Below are 15,113 nucleotides of genomic sequence, written 5' to 3'. Positions count from 1 at the left end.
TTCAACGCTCCATCGGTGTCAGCACCAGGGTGGACAGGCCGGGAAGCTCGAGCGCCAGGCTGTGGTCCAGCCCGTGGCAGGGTTCCGCGGTTGCGTGAACCATGCCGCCATTCCCGCCATTCGCGCCACCATAAACAGCCGCGTCGGAGTTGAAGACCTCCGCCCAGGCGCCGCCAAGGGGAGCCCCCAGGCGGTATCCCTGGCGTGGCACGGGCGTGAAGTTGCAGACGACCAGCATCGGCGCGCTGCCCTCGGGGCCGAGGCGCAGGAAGGCGAAGACGCTGTTCTGACTGTCGTCCAGCACCACCCAGCGGAAGCCCGCCGGGTCGCAATCCAGCGCGTGCAGGGCGGGATGCTCCCGGTAGAGACCGTTGAGGTCGCGCACCAGCCGCTGCAGCCCGGCATGGCGGGGCTCGTCCAGCAGGTGCCAGTCGAGCGAGGTGTCGTGGTTCCACTCCCGCCACTGGCCGAACTCGCCGCCCATGAACAGCAGCTTCTTGCCCGGGTGGGTCCACATGAAGGACAGGTAGGCCCGCAGGTTGGCGAATTTCTGCCAGTCGTCGCCGGGCATCTTGCGGATCAGCGAACCCTTCCCGTGCACCACCTCGTCATGCGAGAGCGGCAGCATGAAGCGTTCGGAATAGGCATAGACGATGCCGAAGGTCATGCCGCCATGCTGGTACTGCCGGTAGACCGGGTCCTGCTCCATGTAGTGGAGCGTGTCGTGCATCCAGCCCATGTTCCACTTGAAGTCGAAGCCCAGTCCGCCGTCGCGGGCCTTGCGCGTGACCCCGGGGAAGGCGGTGGATTCCTCGGCGATCAGCAGCTTGCCGGGACAGCGCTCGGCGATGATCGCCGACAGTTCCTGCAGGAAGGAGATCGATTCCAGGTTCTCGCGCCCGCCATGGATGTTCGGGACCCACTCGCCCTGCGCCCGGCTGTAGTCGCGGTAGAGCATGGAGGCCACGGCATCGACGCGCAGGGCATCGATGCCATAGGTTTCCAGCCAGTGCAGTGCGCTGCCGATCAGGAAGTTCCGCACCTCCCGTCGGCCGAGGTTGTAGATCAGCGTGTTCCAGTCCTGGTGGAAGCCCTCGCGCGGGTCGGCATGCTCGTAGAGCGCGGTGCCGTCGAAATGCGCCATGCCGTGCGCGTCGGTCGGGAAATGCGCCGGCACCCAGTCCAGGATGACGCCGAGCCCCGCCTCATGGCAGCGCTCGACGAGCCGTGCGAAATGCTCCGGCGGACCGAAGGGCGCGTGCGGCGCATACTGGCCCAGCGGCTGATAGCCCCAGGAGCCGCCGAAGGGGTGCGACATGATCGGCAGGAACTCGACATGGGTGAAGCCCATGCCGGTGACGTAGGGGATCAGCCGGTCGCCCAGCTCCTCCCAGCCCAGCTCGCGGTTGCCGTCGCCGCGCATCCACGAGCCGGCATGCACCTCGTAGACCGAGATCGGCAGGCCGGCCGGGTCCTGCTGCGGAGGCGGGGTGCGCAGGGCGCGGATCGCGCCGGTATCGGCGACGATCGAGCCGGTGGCCGGCGGCGCCTCGGTGCGCCAGGCCACGGGATCGGCCTTCAGCGGCAGCACGCTGCCATTGGGGTCCAGCAGCTCGTACTTGTAGATGGCGCCCGGCTCCAGGCGCGGGATGAAGATCTCCCAGACGCCGGCCTCATGCCGCAGGCGCATGGGATGGCGCCGCCCGTCCCAGCTGTTGAACGTGCCCACGACGGAGACCCGGCGCGCGTTCGGGGCCCAGACGGCGAAGCGCACGCCCGGCACGCCCTCGATCACCGTCGGGTGGGCACCCAGGCAGTGGCCGATATCGCGATGCGCGCCTTCGCTCAGCAGATGCAGGTCAAGCTCGCCGAGGAGGGGAGGGAAGGCATAGGGGTCCTCCGTGACCTGCACGGCCTCGCGCCACTGGATCCGCAGGCGGTAGGACCCTGCCGGGCAACGGCCCTCGAACAGACCCTCCGCCACCGGATGCAGGGACACCGCCTCGCCCTCGCCCTCCGCCGTCACGGCCAGCGCCCCGGGGAGAAGGACGCGCAGGATGCGGCCGGAGGCCGTGTCATGGGGGCCGAGCACGGCGAAGGGATCGCCGTGCCGGCCGTCCAGCAGGGCACGCAGGGCGTCGGGATGAAGGTCCGTCTCAGTCATGCGGCGCATCCTTTCCCGTCAGCCGGGTCATCATGTCGTCCATCCCGCGCATCGGGATGGGGAGCCAGCCAGGGCGGTTGGCGGCCTCGTAGCAGACCTCGTAGGCCGCCTTCTCGAGCAGGAAGAGGTCGAGCAGCGCCGCCTCCGCTTCCGGCGCCACCCAGGGGCGGGGTGTCTTCGCATGCACCGCGCGGTAGGCGTCGAGGAAGGCCGCCGCGGCGCGGTTGCGGAAGACCTCCAGCAAGGCGCCATGGCGCCCCGCGCTCTCGTCCGTCGCCGTGCCGTGGTTCGGCTGCGCCGTGGCGACGACATAGTCGAAGGACCGCAGCAGGCCCGCCACGTCGCGCAGCGGCGAGGTCTTGGCGCGGCGCTGCTCCAGCGACTTGGCCGGTTCACCCTCGAAGTCGATGATGCAGGCATCGCCCTGCGTCACCAGCACCTGGCCGAGATGGAAGTCGCCATGGATGCGCGTCTTCAGCGCTCCGTCGGCGGCGGCGGCCAGCCGATCCACCGCGGTCAGGATCTCCGACCGGGCACCCGTCAGGCGGGCGGCGATCTCCGCGTCCTCGGGCTTGTCCCACGTCCGCGCGCCGCCGATCGCCTTCAGCGCCGCCTCGACCTGGCTCCGCGCCCCCCGCGCCCAGGCCTTGCCATCCTTCTCGCCGGCGACTTCCGGGCGGAAGGCCTCGTTCTCGCTGTCCTGCGCGAGCAGGGCGTGCATCTCGGCCAGGCGCCGGCCGAGCGCCGCGGCGAAGGAGGTGTAGCCGGCGAAGACCTCGTCCTGCTCGCCGATCGTCACCTCCGTCAGCGCCATCTCGCTGATGGCGCGGTTGAGGAACTCGATGGTCCATCCCCAGCCATCGCCCTGGTTGCGCACGAAGCCCTGCACCACGACCAGGGTGCGCGGCACGCCATCCGGCGTCACCCGCACCACCTCGCCCAGGAGCGGCGCGGTCTGCGCGAAGCCGAGCTCGGTCAGGTGGCGCGTCATCTCCGTCTCGGGACTGATGCCCTCGGTGATGCGGCGGACCAGCTTGAGCGCCGCTTGATCGCCGATGATGAGCGAGGAGTTGGACTGCTCCGAGGAGAGGCGGCGGATCTCGGCGTCGGGCGGGATGGCGGCGAGATCGAAGAGCGAGGTCGGCAGGAAGCGGATCTCGCCTTCCTGCAGCGGCATCACCGCCTTCTCCGCCAGGCCGCGCAGCACGCCCCAGGGCAGCGCGTCCAGCGCGAAGGCATCGGTCAGCACGCCGACGCGCCGGCCGCGGCGGACGCGGGCCAGGGCGAGCTGCTGCGTCAGCACGGGGAGGTTCTGATCCTCCCAGGCGATGCCGAGCGGCAGCTGGTAGCGCGCCATGCCGGCCTCCTCGGCCACCTCGACCTCGGCCAGCAGCACCTCCACCGTGCGGCCGGCCAGGGCCTCGGCGAAGGCCAGATGCGGCTCGATCCTGGGCCCGTTCTTGCCGGCGAACCAGCGCCGCTTGGCGAGGTATTGCGGCAGCGCCTCCTGCTCCAAGATCCGACGAGGAGCGGGAGCCAGGGCCTCGGCCAGACCGCCACGCAGGACCAGCGTGGACAGCTCGGTCATGACCTCGGGCGCGGGCGCGTGCCAGCTCGGCATGGCGGCCTCCGTTGCCAGGATGAACCAGTAGAAGCCATAGGGCGGCAGGGTGAGCAGGTAGGTGAGCTGGCCGATGGGCGGGAAGGTCGAGCCGCCCACCAGTTCCACCGGCACGCGGCCGGCATAGGCGGAGAGGTCGAGTTCCACCGCCTGGGCCGTGCGGGAGAGGTTGCAGACGCAGAGGATGGTTTCGCCGTCATGCTCGCGGAGATAGGCGAGGATCTTGCGGTTGCCGGGATAGAGATAGCCGAAGCTGCCGCGGCCGAAGGCCCGGTGGCGGCGGCGCACCGTCAGCATGCGCCGCGTCCAGTTCAGCAGCGAGTGCGGGTCGGCCGACTGCGCCTCGACATTCACCGCCTCATAGCCATAGACCGGGTCCATGATGACCGGCAGAACCAGGCTGGCGGGATTGGCGCGCGAGAAGCCGCCGTTGCGGTCGGGCGACCACTGCATCGGCGTGCGCACGCCGTCGCGGTCGCCGAGATGGATGTTGTCGCCCATGCCGATCTCGTCGCCATAGTACATCACCGGCGTGCCAGGCATGGAGAGCAGCAGCGAGTTCATCAGCTCGATGCGGCGCCGGTCATGCTCCAGCAACGGCGAGAGACGGCGGCGAATGCCGAGATTGATGCGCGCCCGCCGGTCGGAGGCATAGGTCTCCCAGAGATAATCCCGCTCCTTGTCGGTCACCATCTCCAGCGTCAGCTCGTCGTGGTTGCGCAGGAAGATCGCCCATTGGCAGTTCTCGGGAATGTCCGGGGTCTGCCGCAGAATGTCGGTGATCGGGAAGCGGTCCTCCTGCGCCATCGCCATGTACATGCGGGGCATCAGCGGAAAGTGGAAGGCCATGTGGCATTCGTCGCCATCGCCGAAGTACTGCTGCGTGTCCTCCGGCCACTGGTTGGCCTCGGCCAGCAGCATGCGGCCGGGCGCGTGCTCGTCCAGCGCGGCGCGGATCTGCTTCAGGACGACATGCGTCTCCGGCAGGTTCTCGTTGTTGGTGCCGTCGCGCTCGATCAGGTAGGGGATGGCGTCCAGCCGCAACCCGTCGACCCCGGCATCGAGCCAGAAGCGCATGACGGAGAGCACCTCCTTCATCACCTGCGGATTGTCGAAGTTCAGGTCGGGCTGATGGCTGTAGAAACGGTGCCAGAAATAGGCACCGGCCACCGGATCCCAGGTCCAGTTCGACTTTTCCGTGTCGAGGAAGATGATGCGGGTGCCGTCGTACTTCTTGTCGGTGTCCGACCAGACGTAATAGTTGCGGTGCGCCGATCCCGGCTTGGCGCGGCGGGCGCGCTGGAACCAGGGATGCTGGTCCGAGGTGTGGTTGATGACCAGCTCGGTGATGACGCGCATGCCCCGCGCATGCACTTCCTCGATGAAGCGGCGGATGTCGCGCATCGTGCCGTACTCGGGGTGCACCGCCTTGTACTCGGCGATGTCGTAGCCGTCGTCGCGCCGGGGCGAAGGATAGAAGGGCAGCAGCCAGATGGCATCCACACCGAGGGCTGCGATGTAGTCCAGCTTCGCGATCAGGCCCGGAAGGTCCCCGACCCCGTCATTGTTGGAGTCGAAGAAGGACTTGATGTGCAGCTGGTAGATCACCGCATCCTTGTACCAGAGCGGGTCCGCCGGATGGTGCGGCTTGTCGTTGGACGGCATGGATCAGGCCTTGTCGGCGGCGCTCAGGCGCCAGATGGCGAAGGGCAGGGCGTGCGGGTCGAGGCGGAGGAAGCGGTGGGTCCCGCTCCAGACCTCGCTGCCGCCCTGCATCAGGTTCTCGGCGAGCAGGGGCGCGCCCGAGGGCAGCCCCATCACCCATTGCGGCAGTTCCACATGGCTCTCCAACGGCTGATGGGGGTCCATCGAGACCGCCACGAGAACCACGTTGGAAAGGTCGGGCGTCGCTTTCACATAGTACAGGATGCCTTCGTGATTCGAGGCCAGGAAGGTCACGCAGAGATGCGTCTGCAGCGCCGGGTTGGCGCGCCGGATGCGGTTCAGGGCGGTGATCTCGCCGGTGATGTTGCCCGGCCGGTCGTAGTCCCAGACCTTGATCTCGTATTTCTCGCTGTCGAGGTATTCCTCCTTGCCGGGCTTCACGGGCCGGGCCTCGCAGAGCTCGAAGCCGTTGTAGACACCCCACAGTCCCGAAAGCGTCGCCGCCAGCGCGGCGCGGATCAGATGCCCCGGTCGGCCCGAATGCTGCAGGAAGACCGGGTTGATGTCCGGCGTGTTGACGAAGAAATGCGGGCGGAAGAAGTCGCGCTGCGGCGCCTCGTTCAGCTCCTCCAGGTACTGGCGCATCTCCCAGGCCGAGTTGCGCCAAGTGAAGTAGGTGTAGGACTGCGAATAGCCGACCTTGGCCAGGCGGTACATCACCTTGGGGCGCGTGAAGGCCTCGGAGAGGAAGACCACCTCGGGGTCGCGCGACCGCACCTCGGCAATCATCCACTCCCAGAAGGGCAGGGGCTTGGTGTGCGGGTTGTCGACGCGGAACAGCTTGACGCCCTCCGCCACCCAGAACAGCACGACGTCGCGCAGCGTGATCCACAGCGAGGGAATGGCGCCGGGCTTGTAGAAATCGACGTTGACGATGTCCTCGTACTTCTTCGGCGGGTTCTCGGCGTAGCGGATCGAGCCGTCCGGCCGCCACTCGAACCACTCGGGATGCTCGCGCAGCCAGGGATGGTCGGGCGAGCACTGGATGGCGAAGTCGAGCGCCAGCTCCAGCTCGTGCTCGGCCGCCGCGGCCCTGAGGCGGCGGAAATCCTCCAGGGTGCCGAGCTCGGGATGCACCGCGTCGTGCCCTCCCTCCTCCGAGCCGATGGCATAGGGGCTGCCTGGATCGTCCGGGCCGGGGGTCAGCGTGTTGTTGCGCCCCTTGCGGTTCTTCTTCCCGATTGGATGGATCGGCGGGAAGTAGAGGACGTCGAAGCCCATGTCGCGGACGCGCGGCAGCGCGCGAATGACGTCGTCGAAGGTGCCGTGGCGCGTCGCGTCGCCGCTCTGCGAACGCGGGAAGATCTCGTACCAGGAGGAGAAGCCCGCCGCCCGCCGCTCGGCGTCGAGCGGCACGGGCGTGTGGCGCAGGCGATGGTCGCGCGGATCGGCCGTGTGCATCAGCGCCCGCGCCTCCGCGCCGGTGAAGAGCGTCACCGCTTCGGCGTCCTCCGCCGCGGCGATGCGCGCGGCGAGCGCCGCGAGAGCCTCCGCCGCCTCACCCTGCAGGCGCGGCTGCGCCGCCTCGAGCAGCGCCATGCCCTCGCGCCGCTCCAGCGCGACATCGACGCCCGCGGCGTGCTTCTTGCCGATCTCGTCGGAGAAGGCGGCGTAGTGATCGACCCAGGCCTCGACCGTGAAGAGATAGCGGCCGACCCGGTCCGGCACGAATGTCGCGGTCCAGACGTCGTTGACCGTCAGGACCAGCGGCACCTCCTGCCACTCCGCCCCGTCGGCCGCGCGCCAGAACAGGCTGGCCGAGAGCTTGCCGTGTCCGTCGGTGAAGATATCGGCCGTCACCGTGACGGGCTGCCCCACGCTGCGCTTGACCGGGAAGCGCCCGCCATCCACCGCCGGCAGGACATTCTCGATGGCGATGCGCGGCGCCTCGGCCGCGGCCAGGGCGGATTGCGTGCTGTCGCCGATCGGCAAACGCACCGGCGCGACATCATGGATCGGCATGCAGCGGACTTCTCCCGCGGCCAGGACAAGCTGGCCGGTCTCGTTCAGGACATCTTCCGGCAGACGGCCGGGGCAGGGCAGCGCGCCCGTCAGCTGGCCGGCCCCCAGCCGGGCCGGCTGGCGCAGGGAGGGATTGGCCACCACCATGAGCCTGGCCTGCCGGGCGCGTTCCGGCCGCGGATCGCCGGCCAGCGGGGCGTGGCGCAGCAGCACCACGGGGGCGCCCGGCGCCGAGAGCAGGGCGGGCGGCAGCCGCGTGGCGGCGGCCGGCTCGCGGGCCCTCTCCACATTGGCGGCCGCCACGGCGGCGCGCAGGTCGATCCGGGGCGAGGCCAGCAGCTCGGCGAGATGCCGGGCCGCGCCGCCGTCATGGCGCATATGATGGATGTCGCCGCATTCGAAGCCCATCGGCATCAGCCAGGCGCTGCCCGCCCCGGCGGCGAAGTCCAGGGCCCGCCGCGCCGCCAGCTCCGCCTCGTGGCGATCGGCGAAGCGGCTGCCGATGCGGGGCGCGAAAGGCGCCTCGGGCATGGTCAGCAACGGCGCGATCCGCGCCAGCCGCGTAACCTCCTCGCCCCACCAGGCCGCGCGGAAGTCCCACCACGGCAGGGAGGAGACAGTCAGGTCGAAGCCGAGATCCTTCAGCCCCTCCACCTCGCCCACCGGCAGGCCGGGGGTCCAGGCGATGAAGCCCGCCGTCGGGGCCGATTGCCGCAGCGTGTCGATCAGCGATCGCCAGAACGCGCCACCTCCCCAGCCCGGCTGCAGACAGCGGAACCCGGCGACACCCGCCTCCGCCCAGTCCCGCAGCCGGTCCTGCCACCAGCCCGCCAGCTCGGGGGAGGGGCGCAGCCGCGCGCCGCCCCGCATGTCGGGCTCGCGGCGCGGATCGGGCGGCGCGCCGGCCTCCAGCCGCTCCGCCGCCAGGCCCTGGCGCAGCGCCGGGGCCTCGGCGGCCATGCGGTCGGGGACCAGGTCGAGCAGCAGGGAGAGGTTGTGGACGCCGGCCATCTCCGCCATGCGCCGCAGGGCCGGCAAGGCCTCGCCGCCGCCGAGGGCGGGATGCAGCCGGGCATGGTCCCGTGTCAGAAAGAGGTTGCCGGACGCGCCGGGCTCGAAGGGGGGCGCGATGGCCAGGCTGTCGAAGCCCAGATCGACGATCCGCCCAAGCGTCTCCGGCCATGCTTCCAGGGGGCCGGCGGCCAGCGGATTGAGGTAGTAGATGGCCTTGGGGAAAGCTGCTCCAGGCAAGGGCGGGTCCTCTTTGCCGGTTCTGGGGGCCGGCTCCGGGTTGCGGCACGCGGCCCGCATCCGGAGTGGCGCTGGCTCGAGGCGGCAACGTCAGGGTCGCATGCAAGTTTCGTGAAGCTTGGGCCGTGCCGCAAGGGCCTGGAAACCGCCCGGAAAGGGCTGCGTTAGCCCCCGGAGCACGAGAAGAGGGGGGGGGGAAGGAATGTCGACCAGCCCTGGACCGGTCCCGGCCCGATCCGGCCGGTGTCCGCCATGTTGACGCTCGAGGCGGAGGGCGTCGCGCTCGACCGGCGCTGGCGCGCGGTCCGCGACCACACCGAACGTCTCGCGGCCAGCCTCTCGGACGAGGACCAGTGCGTCCAGTCCATGCCCGATGCGAGCCCAGCCAAGTGGCACCGGGCCCATACCACCTGGTTCTTCGAGCAGTTCCTGCTGCAGCCGCACCTGCCGGGCTACGCGGTGTTCGACCGGCAGTTCTCCTTCCTCTTCAACAGCTACTACGAGCAGGTCGGTCCCCGGCATGCGCGCCCGCAGCGCGGCCTGCTGACCCGTCCGCCGACCGGCGCCGTCGCGGCCTACCGGGCGCATGTGGACGCGGCGATGGAGCGCCTCCTGGCGCGCGAGCCCTCGCCGGAGCTTCTGGAGATGGTGGAGCTCGGCCTGCAGCACGAGCAGCAGCACCAGGAGCTCCTGGTCACTGACATGCTGCACGCCTTCTCCTTCAATCCGCTGCGGCCCGCGCTGGCGCCGGACTGGCGGGAGCCGGCGCCGTTGTCCCGCGAGGCCGCCGCCATGCGGCCGCTGGAGGCGGGGATCATCCGCATCGGGGCGCTGAACACGGGCTTCGCCTTCGACAATGAGCGCCCGTGCCACGACGTGCTGCTCAACGGCTCGCGTATCGCATCGCATCTCGTCAGCAACGCCGAATGGTGCGCTTTCATGGCGGAGGGGGGATACCGCAAGCCTCTGCTCTGGATGTCGGAAGGATGGGCGGCGGCGCAGCAGCAGGGCTGGGAGGCGCCGCTCTACTGGGAACGCCACGACGGCCACTGGCTGCAATTCACCCCCGCCGGCCTGCGGCCGCTCGATCCGCTGGCGCCGGTGCGTCACGTGAGCTGGTACGAGGCGGATGCCTTCGCCCGCTGGGCCGGCAAGCGCCTGCCCACCGAGCAGGAATGGGAGGGCGCGGCGCGGCGCGGCCTGCTGGAGGATGCGGGGCGCTTCGTCTGGGAGTGGACCGGCAGCGCCTACCGTCCCTATCCGGGGTTCCGCCCGCCGGAGGGGGCCGTCGGCGAGTACAATGGAAAGTTCATGATCAACACCATGGTGCTGCGGGGCGGCTCGCAGGCAACACCGCCCGGCCATGCGCGGCCCACCTACCGGAACTTCTTCCATCCCGACCGGCGCTGGCAGTTCACCGGCCTGCGCCTGGCAGAGGAGGGCTAGCCCGATGGATATGCCGACGAGCCAGACGCGCTTCGATCCGGCCACCGCCGAGGTGGCGCTGCGTGGGCTGCGAGCGCCCCGCAAGACCCTGCCGCCGCATCTCCTCTACGACCCCGAAGGCTGCCGCCTCTTCGATGCCATCACCACCCTGCCGGAATACTACGTCACCCGCACCGAGCTCGGCCTGCTGCGCGACATCGGCCCGGAGCTGCGCGCACGGATCGGGCCGGGCACCGCGGTGGTCGAGTACGGCGCCGGATCGGTGACCAAGGCGGCGCTGCTGCTGGCGGCGCTGGAGCAGCCCCGCGCCTATGTGCCGCTCGACATCGCCGCGGGCGCGGTGGCCGCCACCGTGGCGGCGATGCAGTCCCGCTTCCCGGCGCTGGCGCTGCATCCGATCGTGGGCGACTTCCAGCAGCCGCTGGCCCTGCCGCCGCTGCCGCGGCCGCTGCTCGGCTTCTTCCCCGGCTCGACCATCGGCAATCTCGACCGCGAGGCGGCGCTGCGCTTCCTGCGAACGGCGCGGGCCACGCTGGGGGAGGGGGCGCGCTTCCTGCTCGGTGTCGATCTGCCGAAGTCGCCCGAGATCCTCATCCCCGCCTATGACGACGCCGCGGGCGTCACGGCCGCCTTCAACCTGAACCTGCTGCACCGCCTCAACCGGGAGGCCGCCGCCAGCTTCCAGCCCGGGCATTTCCGCCACCGGGCCATCTGGAACGTCGAGGACAGCCGGATCGAGATGCATCTGGAGAGCCAGGTGGCGCAGTCGGTGGCGGTGGCGGGCGTGCCGATCGCCTTCGGCGCGGGCGAGACCATCCACACCGAGAGCAGCTACAAGCGGCGGCCAGAGGACATGATCGCGCTGGCGGGCGAGGCGGGATGGCGGTCGGAGGCGATCTGGACGGATGCCGGCGACCTGTTCTCGCTGCATCTCCTGGCCTGACACGCAAGGAGGGCGGCCGGCGATCCCGGCCACCCTCCTCCTTCTTCTCCATACCGGATCGCCTCAGCGGCGGCGGCTGCGGCCACCGGTCAGCAGGCGGGCCGTGAGGGCGGAGGCCGCCGTCACCAGAATGGCGGAGAGGATCGGATTGCTGGTCAGCGGCTGCGTCAGCCGGTTGAACCGGGCGATCAGACCATGGCCCTGCACCGCCGGTGCCGCCACCGTGCTGTCCTCATCCTCGTCGAGCATGGCGGCGTAGCGGTCGCGCGTGGCGCGGACCTGACGGTGCTGGCGGTGCAGCAATCCGCGGGCTTCCTGAGGCAGATCGGCTTCCAGGGCCTCGTCATAGGCATCCTCGAGCGCCGCCTCGCCCCGCACCACCTCGCGCAGCACCCGACGGCGGCCCTGGCCGAAAAGGCTGCCCTTGAGGTCGAGGAAGACGCGATGCGCGGCGCCCAGCGTGCTGCCCGAGCGGCGCGGCTCGCCTCCTTCGAGGTGCAGCAGGCGGTCGAGATCCTGCGCCATCTTCTCCCGCCGCTCCGCCAGCTCCGCGAACTCGATGCGCAGGAAGCGGTCGGAGGTCAGCCGACGGCCCTGATCGTAGCCCCGATGGCTGTCATGCAGATAGGCGCTCAGGGTCTTCAGGGCGGAGCTACCAGACGAGGTCCGCTGGGGGGCGGTCAGGTCATTCATCTCTCGAACATCCTTCAACGGTGTATGGCCACCCCTTCCGCCGTCAGGCCTTGTTGGACGGCGGCGGCGGCTCGCATTCACCGGTCCCGTATTCGGTTTCCGGGAAATGCTTGCGCGCGCTGGGCGGGGTCGGCTGCGGCTGCGGGTCCTCCCGCGGCGGCGTCTCCGGCGGTGGCGGTTCGGGCGAGGGCGGGTCGATCGGCGGGCTCTCGGGCGGAGGCTGCGGCGAGGGCACCTCCGGCGTCAGCTGGCTGCGCCGCGCCTCACCGGCGGAACCGGAAGCCGTGTTCGTGGCCTCACCCTGTGGCGGGCGAGGGGGGGTCAACTGATCGGACATGGTGTTCCTCCCGTTCCTGTTCCGGCCATCGCGGCCGATGGTCCGCCGCCGTCTCGCACTCAGGGCGCCCGATGTTCCGGGTCCGAGGCGGGGACGGGCGACGGAAGCGCCGGCCGGGGGCCGGTCTCTCCCGCCACCGGACGCCGCCTCAGCAACCGCTCCGCCAGTTCGGCGCGCAAGGCGGAGGAAAGGCTGTCCGGCACAGGCCGCTCAAGCCGGCCCGAGGGCTTCAGCCGCGGGCGGCCTGGTTTCAAGTTCAGCATGCTGTCGTCATCCAGAGGCGTGGCGGGAAGCTAGGCGGGCTGGTGTCAGCCCTGCTCCTCCGCTTCGGCACCGCGGTTCGCGGCGCGGCCATGAGTCGCCTGTCCGCCCTTGCGTCCGGCGCTGGCCGCGAGGCTGCGGTCACGTGAGAAGGAGCGGTCCCCCGCCTGCACGGCCTGTCCACCCTTGCGGCCCGCTTCGGCGGCGAGAGCCGGGTCCTGGGCGAAACTGCGCTTGGCCGCTGGAACGCTCTGCCCGCCCTTGGAGGCGATGTCGCGCTGCTTGGCCTGGTCCATCGAGGCAAAACCCTGCTTACCGCCCTTGCGCTGGGTCATCCCTGTGATCCTTCCCTGGTACGCCCGCCAGCGGCGAGCCTGGTTGCACCGGGCCTCACGGTCCTCGCCGGCGCCGCTCCCACCTGCTCAGCGAGCCCACGCGGGAGCGACGCCCGGCAACGCCGCGGGCACCTATCGCAAAAACGCCCCGCCAGCGGCTTCGTTGCAGGTTTTCCCATTGATGCAACACGACATTCTCACGCCGGCCAAGCCTCAGCTCACCATGGCGGCGACGATGAACGCGACGATGACCAGGACGAGGGACGCCAGGAGAACCCAGCGCATACGGCCAAAGGTGACCCCCTGCCGTACCTTGGTGGTCGGGATCGGCTTCTCCGGCATGGGCGCCTCGTGATGCCCGGGCGGCGGCTCGATGACGCGTTCGCGGGCCGGGGTGTCGTCTCGGGCATCGGACATGGCGACTTCTCCTCGCTGTGGCAGGCCATCCTGGCAGTCGGATGCCGGTGGAGCCGGTGGTATGCAGATGGCATGCAGAGGGGAAACGCGGGGTGGCAGCAGAGTTGCATCCCGCGCGCGCCTGGAACCCCACGGCCTCGCCGGGAGTTATTTCCGCGAGGGCCGTTCCGGCCCGCAGCTGGAGGAGACCATCATGGCGGATCCGACCACCGACCCCACCGGCCCGTCCGCACGACGGCATGACGAGATGGTCAACGAGATCGCCCCCGGCGGCAGCGCGCGGCTGATCTCCTCGGACCGGGTGGAGGGCACCGCGGTCTTCGATCCCTCCGGCAACCGGCTGGGGTCGATCGAGGCGCTGATGATCGACAAGGTCCGGGGGGTGGTCGAATACGCCGTCCTGTCCTTCGGCGGCTTCCTCGGTATCGGCAGCTCCCACTACCCTCTGCCCTGGGACCAGCTGCGCTACGACATCGGCCTCGGCGGCTATGTCGCCGATGTCAGCGCCGAGCAGCTCCAGCAGGCCCCGTCCTTCCGGCGGGAGGAGGCGGTCGACTGGTCCGACCAGCAATGGGGTGAGCGGGTGCGCGGCTTCTACGGCCCTTCCCCCTACGGCTCACGCGACGACGCCTGAGACGAGGCCGGACGGCCGGCGCCGTCCTCGCGACGCGCCGGCTGCCGGGAGAGTGGGCCGCGAGGCCCTGCGTCGTTGTCGTAACACTTGAATTCTCTGCTGCGGGGACGCCGTCGGCGACACTGCGTCGCCGGCGGCGCCGTTGTTCCGGCGCGTCGAGATCCAGATCGATTGCTGTCAAAACCTTACAGTCAGGAGCACAAAGCAAATCAATACTGCGAGGGCAGGGGGTGGCTAGGATGCGTGCGCGTGGCAAGGCCAACGCCCTTCATGGTGGAGGGTACTTGGATGTTACGCAACCATAACGGTGGCACGACCACCCAGCCGGAGACCCTCCATGTACCTCGATCGCAACACCCCCGTCGTCGCCGAGACCGCTGGCCGCAGCCTGCCGCCGGCGCATGTCGCCCTGTCGGCCCTGCGCTTCGACAATCTCGAACTCCGCCTGGAGCCGGAAAGCCGCACCGCCTGGTGCACCATGCGCCCGCAGGGTCGCCCGAGCTACACCCTCGAACTGATGCAGGATGTGCATCGCATGCAGGACGCCATGTCCGCGCTCTTCGCGGAGCGCGCGGCGCTGGGCGAGCGGCCGGCGGACTGGTTCGTGATGAACTCGGCCGTGCCGGGCATCTACAATCTGGGTGGTGACCTGGCGCACTTCGCCGAGCGCATCCGCTCGCGCGACCATGCCTCGCTGGTGCGCTACGGCCACATCGCGGTGGAGGCGATCCACAAGAACACCGTCGCCTTCGGCCTGCCGCTCATCACCATGGCGCTGGTCCAGGGGGACGCGCTGGGCGGCGGCTTCGAGCACGCGCTCTCCTTCGACATGATCGTCGCCGAGCGCAGCGCCAAGATCGGCCTGCCGGAGATCCTGTTCAACATGTTCCCCGGCATGGGCGCCTACAGCTTCCTCTCGCGCCGCATCGGCCGTCGGCAGGCCGAGGAGCTGATCACCTCCGGCCGCATCTACACCGCCGCGGAACTGCACGCGATGGGCGTGGTCGATGTGCTGGCCGAGGATGGCGAGGGCGAGGTGGCGGCGCGCGACTACATCGCCCGCCACAGCCGCAAGCACAACGCGCACCTGACGATGCACCGCGCCCGCCGCCGGGTGGACCCGGTGACGCTCGACGAACTGCGCGACGTGGTGGAGATGTGGGCCGGGGCGGCGATGAACCTGGGCGAGGCCGACCTCAAGAAGATGGGCCGGCTGGTGGCGGCGCAGGAGCGCCGGCTGGGCAGCCTGCCTTCCGCGGGGCTGGCGCACGCCGCAGAGTGATGCGCGGCCTCACGAACAGACCGGTCGCATGAGGACGCGCCC

At 70.1% G+C, this 15,113-nt stretch carries 11 protein-coding genes; 4 read left to right on the top strand and 7 right to left on the bottom strand.

Features of this window, described 5'->3' with window-relative positions:
• Position 1: 1 nt before the first annotated feature.
• The 3 genes from glgB to D9598_RS15150 are packed head-to-tail and all read right to left on the bottom strand — an operon-like array spanning position 2 to position 8,723.
• Positions 2-2,164 carry a 1,4-alpha-glucan branching protein GlgB gene (glgB, locus tag D9598_RS15160; RefSeq protein WP_198367377.1) on the bottom strand — a complete coding sequence of 721 codons (2,163 nt, stop codon included), beginning with the start codon at positions 2,162-2,164 and terminating at the stop codon, positions 2-4.
• On the bottom strand, positions 2,157-5,450 hold the full coding sequence (treS, locus tag D9598_RS15155) for a maltose alpha-D-glucosyltransferase (RefSeq protein WP_198367376.1): 3,294 nt from the start codon (positions 5,448-5,450) through the stop codon (positions 2,157-2,159). Before treS ends, glgB begins: the two co-directional genes overlap by 8 nt.
• A 3-nt stretch (positions 5,451-5,453) precedes the next feature.
• Positions 5,454-8,723, bottom strand: a complete 3,270-nt coding sequence (locus D9598_RS15150) for a maltotransferase domain-containing protein (protein WP_232477269.1) — start codon at positions 8,721-8,723, stop codon at positions 5,454-5,456.
• Between the two features lie 252 nt (positions 8,724-8,975).
• On the opposite strand from D9598_RS15150, the gene egtB reads away from it, so the two are divergent.
• Both egtB and egtD read left to right on the top strand, forming a co-directional pair.
• Positions 8,976-10,169 (top strand): ergothioneine biosynthesis protein EgtB, encoded by a 1,194-nt coding sequence (egtB, locus tag D9598_RS15145; protein WP_198367374.1) that lies wholly within the window; start codon positions 8,976-8,978, stop codon positions 10,167-10,169.
• 4 nt (positions 10,170-10,173) lie between these two features.
• Positions 10,174-11,112 carry an L-histidine N(alpha)-methyltransferase gene (gene egtD / locus D9598_RS15140; RefSeq protein WP_198367373.1) on the top strand — a complete coding sequence of 313 codons (939 nt, stop codon included), beginning with the start codon at positions 10,174-10,176 and terminating at the stop codon, positions 11,110-11,112.
• Positions 11,113-11,175: 63 nt separating this feature from the next.
• On the opposite strand, the gene D9598_RS15135 is transcribed toward egtD, so the two are convergent.
• From D9598_RS15135 to D9598_RS15120, 4 genes are all read right to left on the bottom strand, one after another.
• The gene (locus D9598_RS15135) at positions 11,176-11,805 is read right to left on the bottom strand and encodes a PA2169 family four-helix-bundle protein (protein ID WP_198367372.1); all 630 of its coding nucleotides are present in this window, start codon (positions 11,803-11,805) and stop codon (positions 11,176-11,178) included.
• Between the two features lie 43 nt (positions 11,806-11,848).
• The gene (locus D9598_RS15130; protein WP_198367371.1) at positions 11,849-12,142 is read right to left on the bottom strand and encodes a hypothetical protein; all 294 of its coding nucleotides are present in this window, start codon (positions 12,140-12,142) and stop codon (positions 11,849-11,851) included.
• Between the two features lie 308 nt (positions 12,143-12,450).
• Positions 12,451-12,738: a general stress protein gene (locus D9598_RS15125; RefSeq protein ID WP_232477267.1), complete on the bottom strand. Its 288-nt coding sequence runs from the start codon at positions 12,736-12,738 to the stop codon at positions 12,451-12,453.
• 213 nt (positions 12,739-12,951) lie between these two features.
• Entirely contained in the window at positions 12,952-13,155 is a 204-nt protein-coding gene (locus D9598_RS15120; protein ID WP_198367370.1) for a hypothetical protein, read from the bottom strand.
• A 193-nt stretch (positions 13,156-13,348) separates the two neighbouring features.
• On the opposite strand from D9598_RS15120, the gene D9598_RS15115 reads away from it, so the two are divergent.
• Both D9598_RS15115 and D9598_RS15110 read left to right on the top strand, forming a co-directional pair.
• Positions 13,349-13,789, top strand: a complete 441-nt coding sequence (locus D9598_RS15115; protein WP_198367369.1) for a PRC-barrel domain-containing protein — start codon at positions 13,349-13,351, stop codon at positions 13,787-13,789.
• Positions 13,790-14,126: 337 nt separating this feature from the next.
• Positions 14,127-15,071, top strand: coding sequence for a crotonase/enoyl-CoA hydratase family protein (locus D9598_RS15110; protein ID WP_198367368.1), 945 nt, complete (start codon positions 14,127-14,129; stop codon positions 15,069-15,071).
• Positions 15,072-15,113 lie beyond the last annotated feature (42 nt).

Source organism: Roseomonas sp. KE0001, from assembly GCF_016107285.1.
In the GTDB taxonomy this organism is placed as follows: Bacteria; Pseudomonadota; Alphaproteobacteria; order Acetobacterales; family Acetobacteraceae; genus Pseudoroseomonas.
The sequence above is the reverse complement of the archived record's forward strand: the minus strand, read 5'-3'. Positions and strand labels throughout refer to the sequence as shown.

Bases quoted from the DNA above. Each gene is read 5' to 3' on its own strand.
- glgB (WP_198367377.1), bottom strand. From the start codon at position 2,164: ATGACTGAGACGGACCTTCATCCCGACGCCCTGCGTGCCCTGCTGGAC.
- treS (WP_198367376.1), bottom strand. From the start codon at position 5,450: ATGCCGTCCAACGACAAGCCGCACCATCCGGCGGACCCGCTCTGGTAC.
- egtB (WP_198367374.1), top strand. From the start codon at position 8,976: ATGTTGACGCTCGAGGCGGAGGGCGTCGCGCTCGACCGGCGCTGGCGC.
- egtD (WP_198367373.1), top strand. From the start codon at position 10,174: ATGGATATGCCGACGAGCCAGACGCGCTTCGATCCGGCCACCGCCGAG.
- D9598_RS15135 (WP_198367372.1), bottom strand. From the start codon at position 11,805: ATGAATGACCTGACCGCCCCCCAGCGGACCTCGTCTGGTAGCTCCGCC.
- D9598_RS15130 (WP_198367371.1), bottom strand. From the start codon at position 12,142: ATGTCCGATCAGTTGACCCCCCCTCGCCCGCCACAGGGTGAGGCCACG.
- D9598_RS15125 (WP_232477267.1), bottom strand. From the start codon at position 12,738: ATGACCCAGCGCAAGGGCGGTAAGCAGGGTTTTGCCTCGATGGACCAG.
- D9598_RS15120 (WP_198367370.1), bottom strand. From the start codon at position 13,155: ATGTCCGATGCCCGAGACGACACCCCGGCCCGCGAACGCGTCATCGAG.
- D9598_RS15115 (WP_198367369.1), top strand. From the start codon at position 13,349: ATGGCGGATCCGACCACCGACCCCACCGGCCCGTCCGCACGACGGCAT.
- D9598_RS15110 (WP_198367368.1), top strand. From the start codon at position 14,127: ATGTACCTCGATCGCAACACCCCCGTCGTCGCCGAGACCGCTGGCCGC.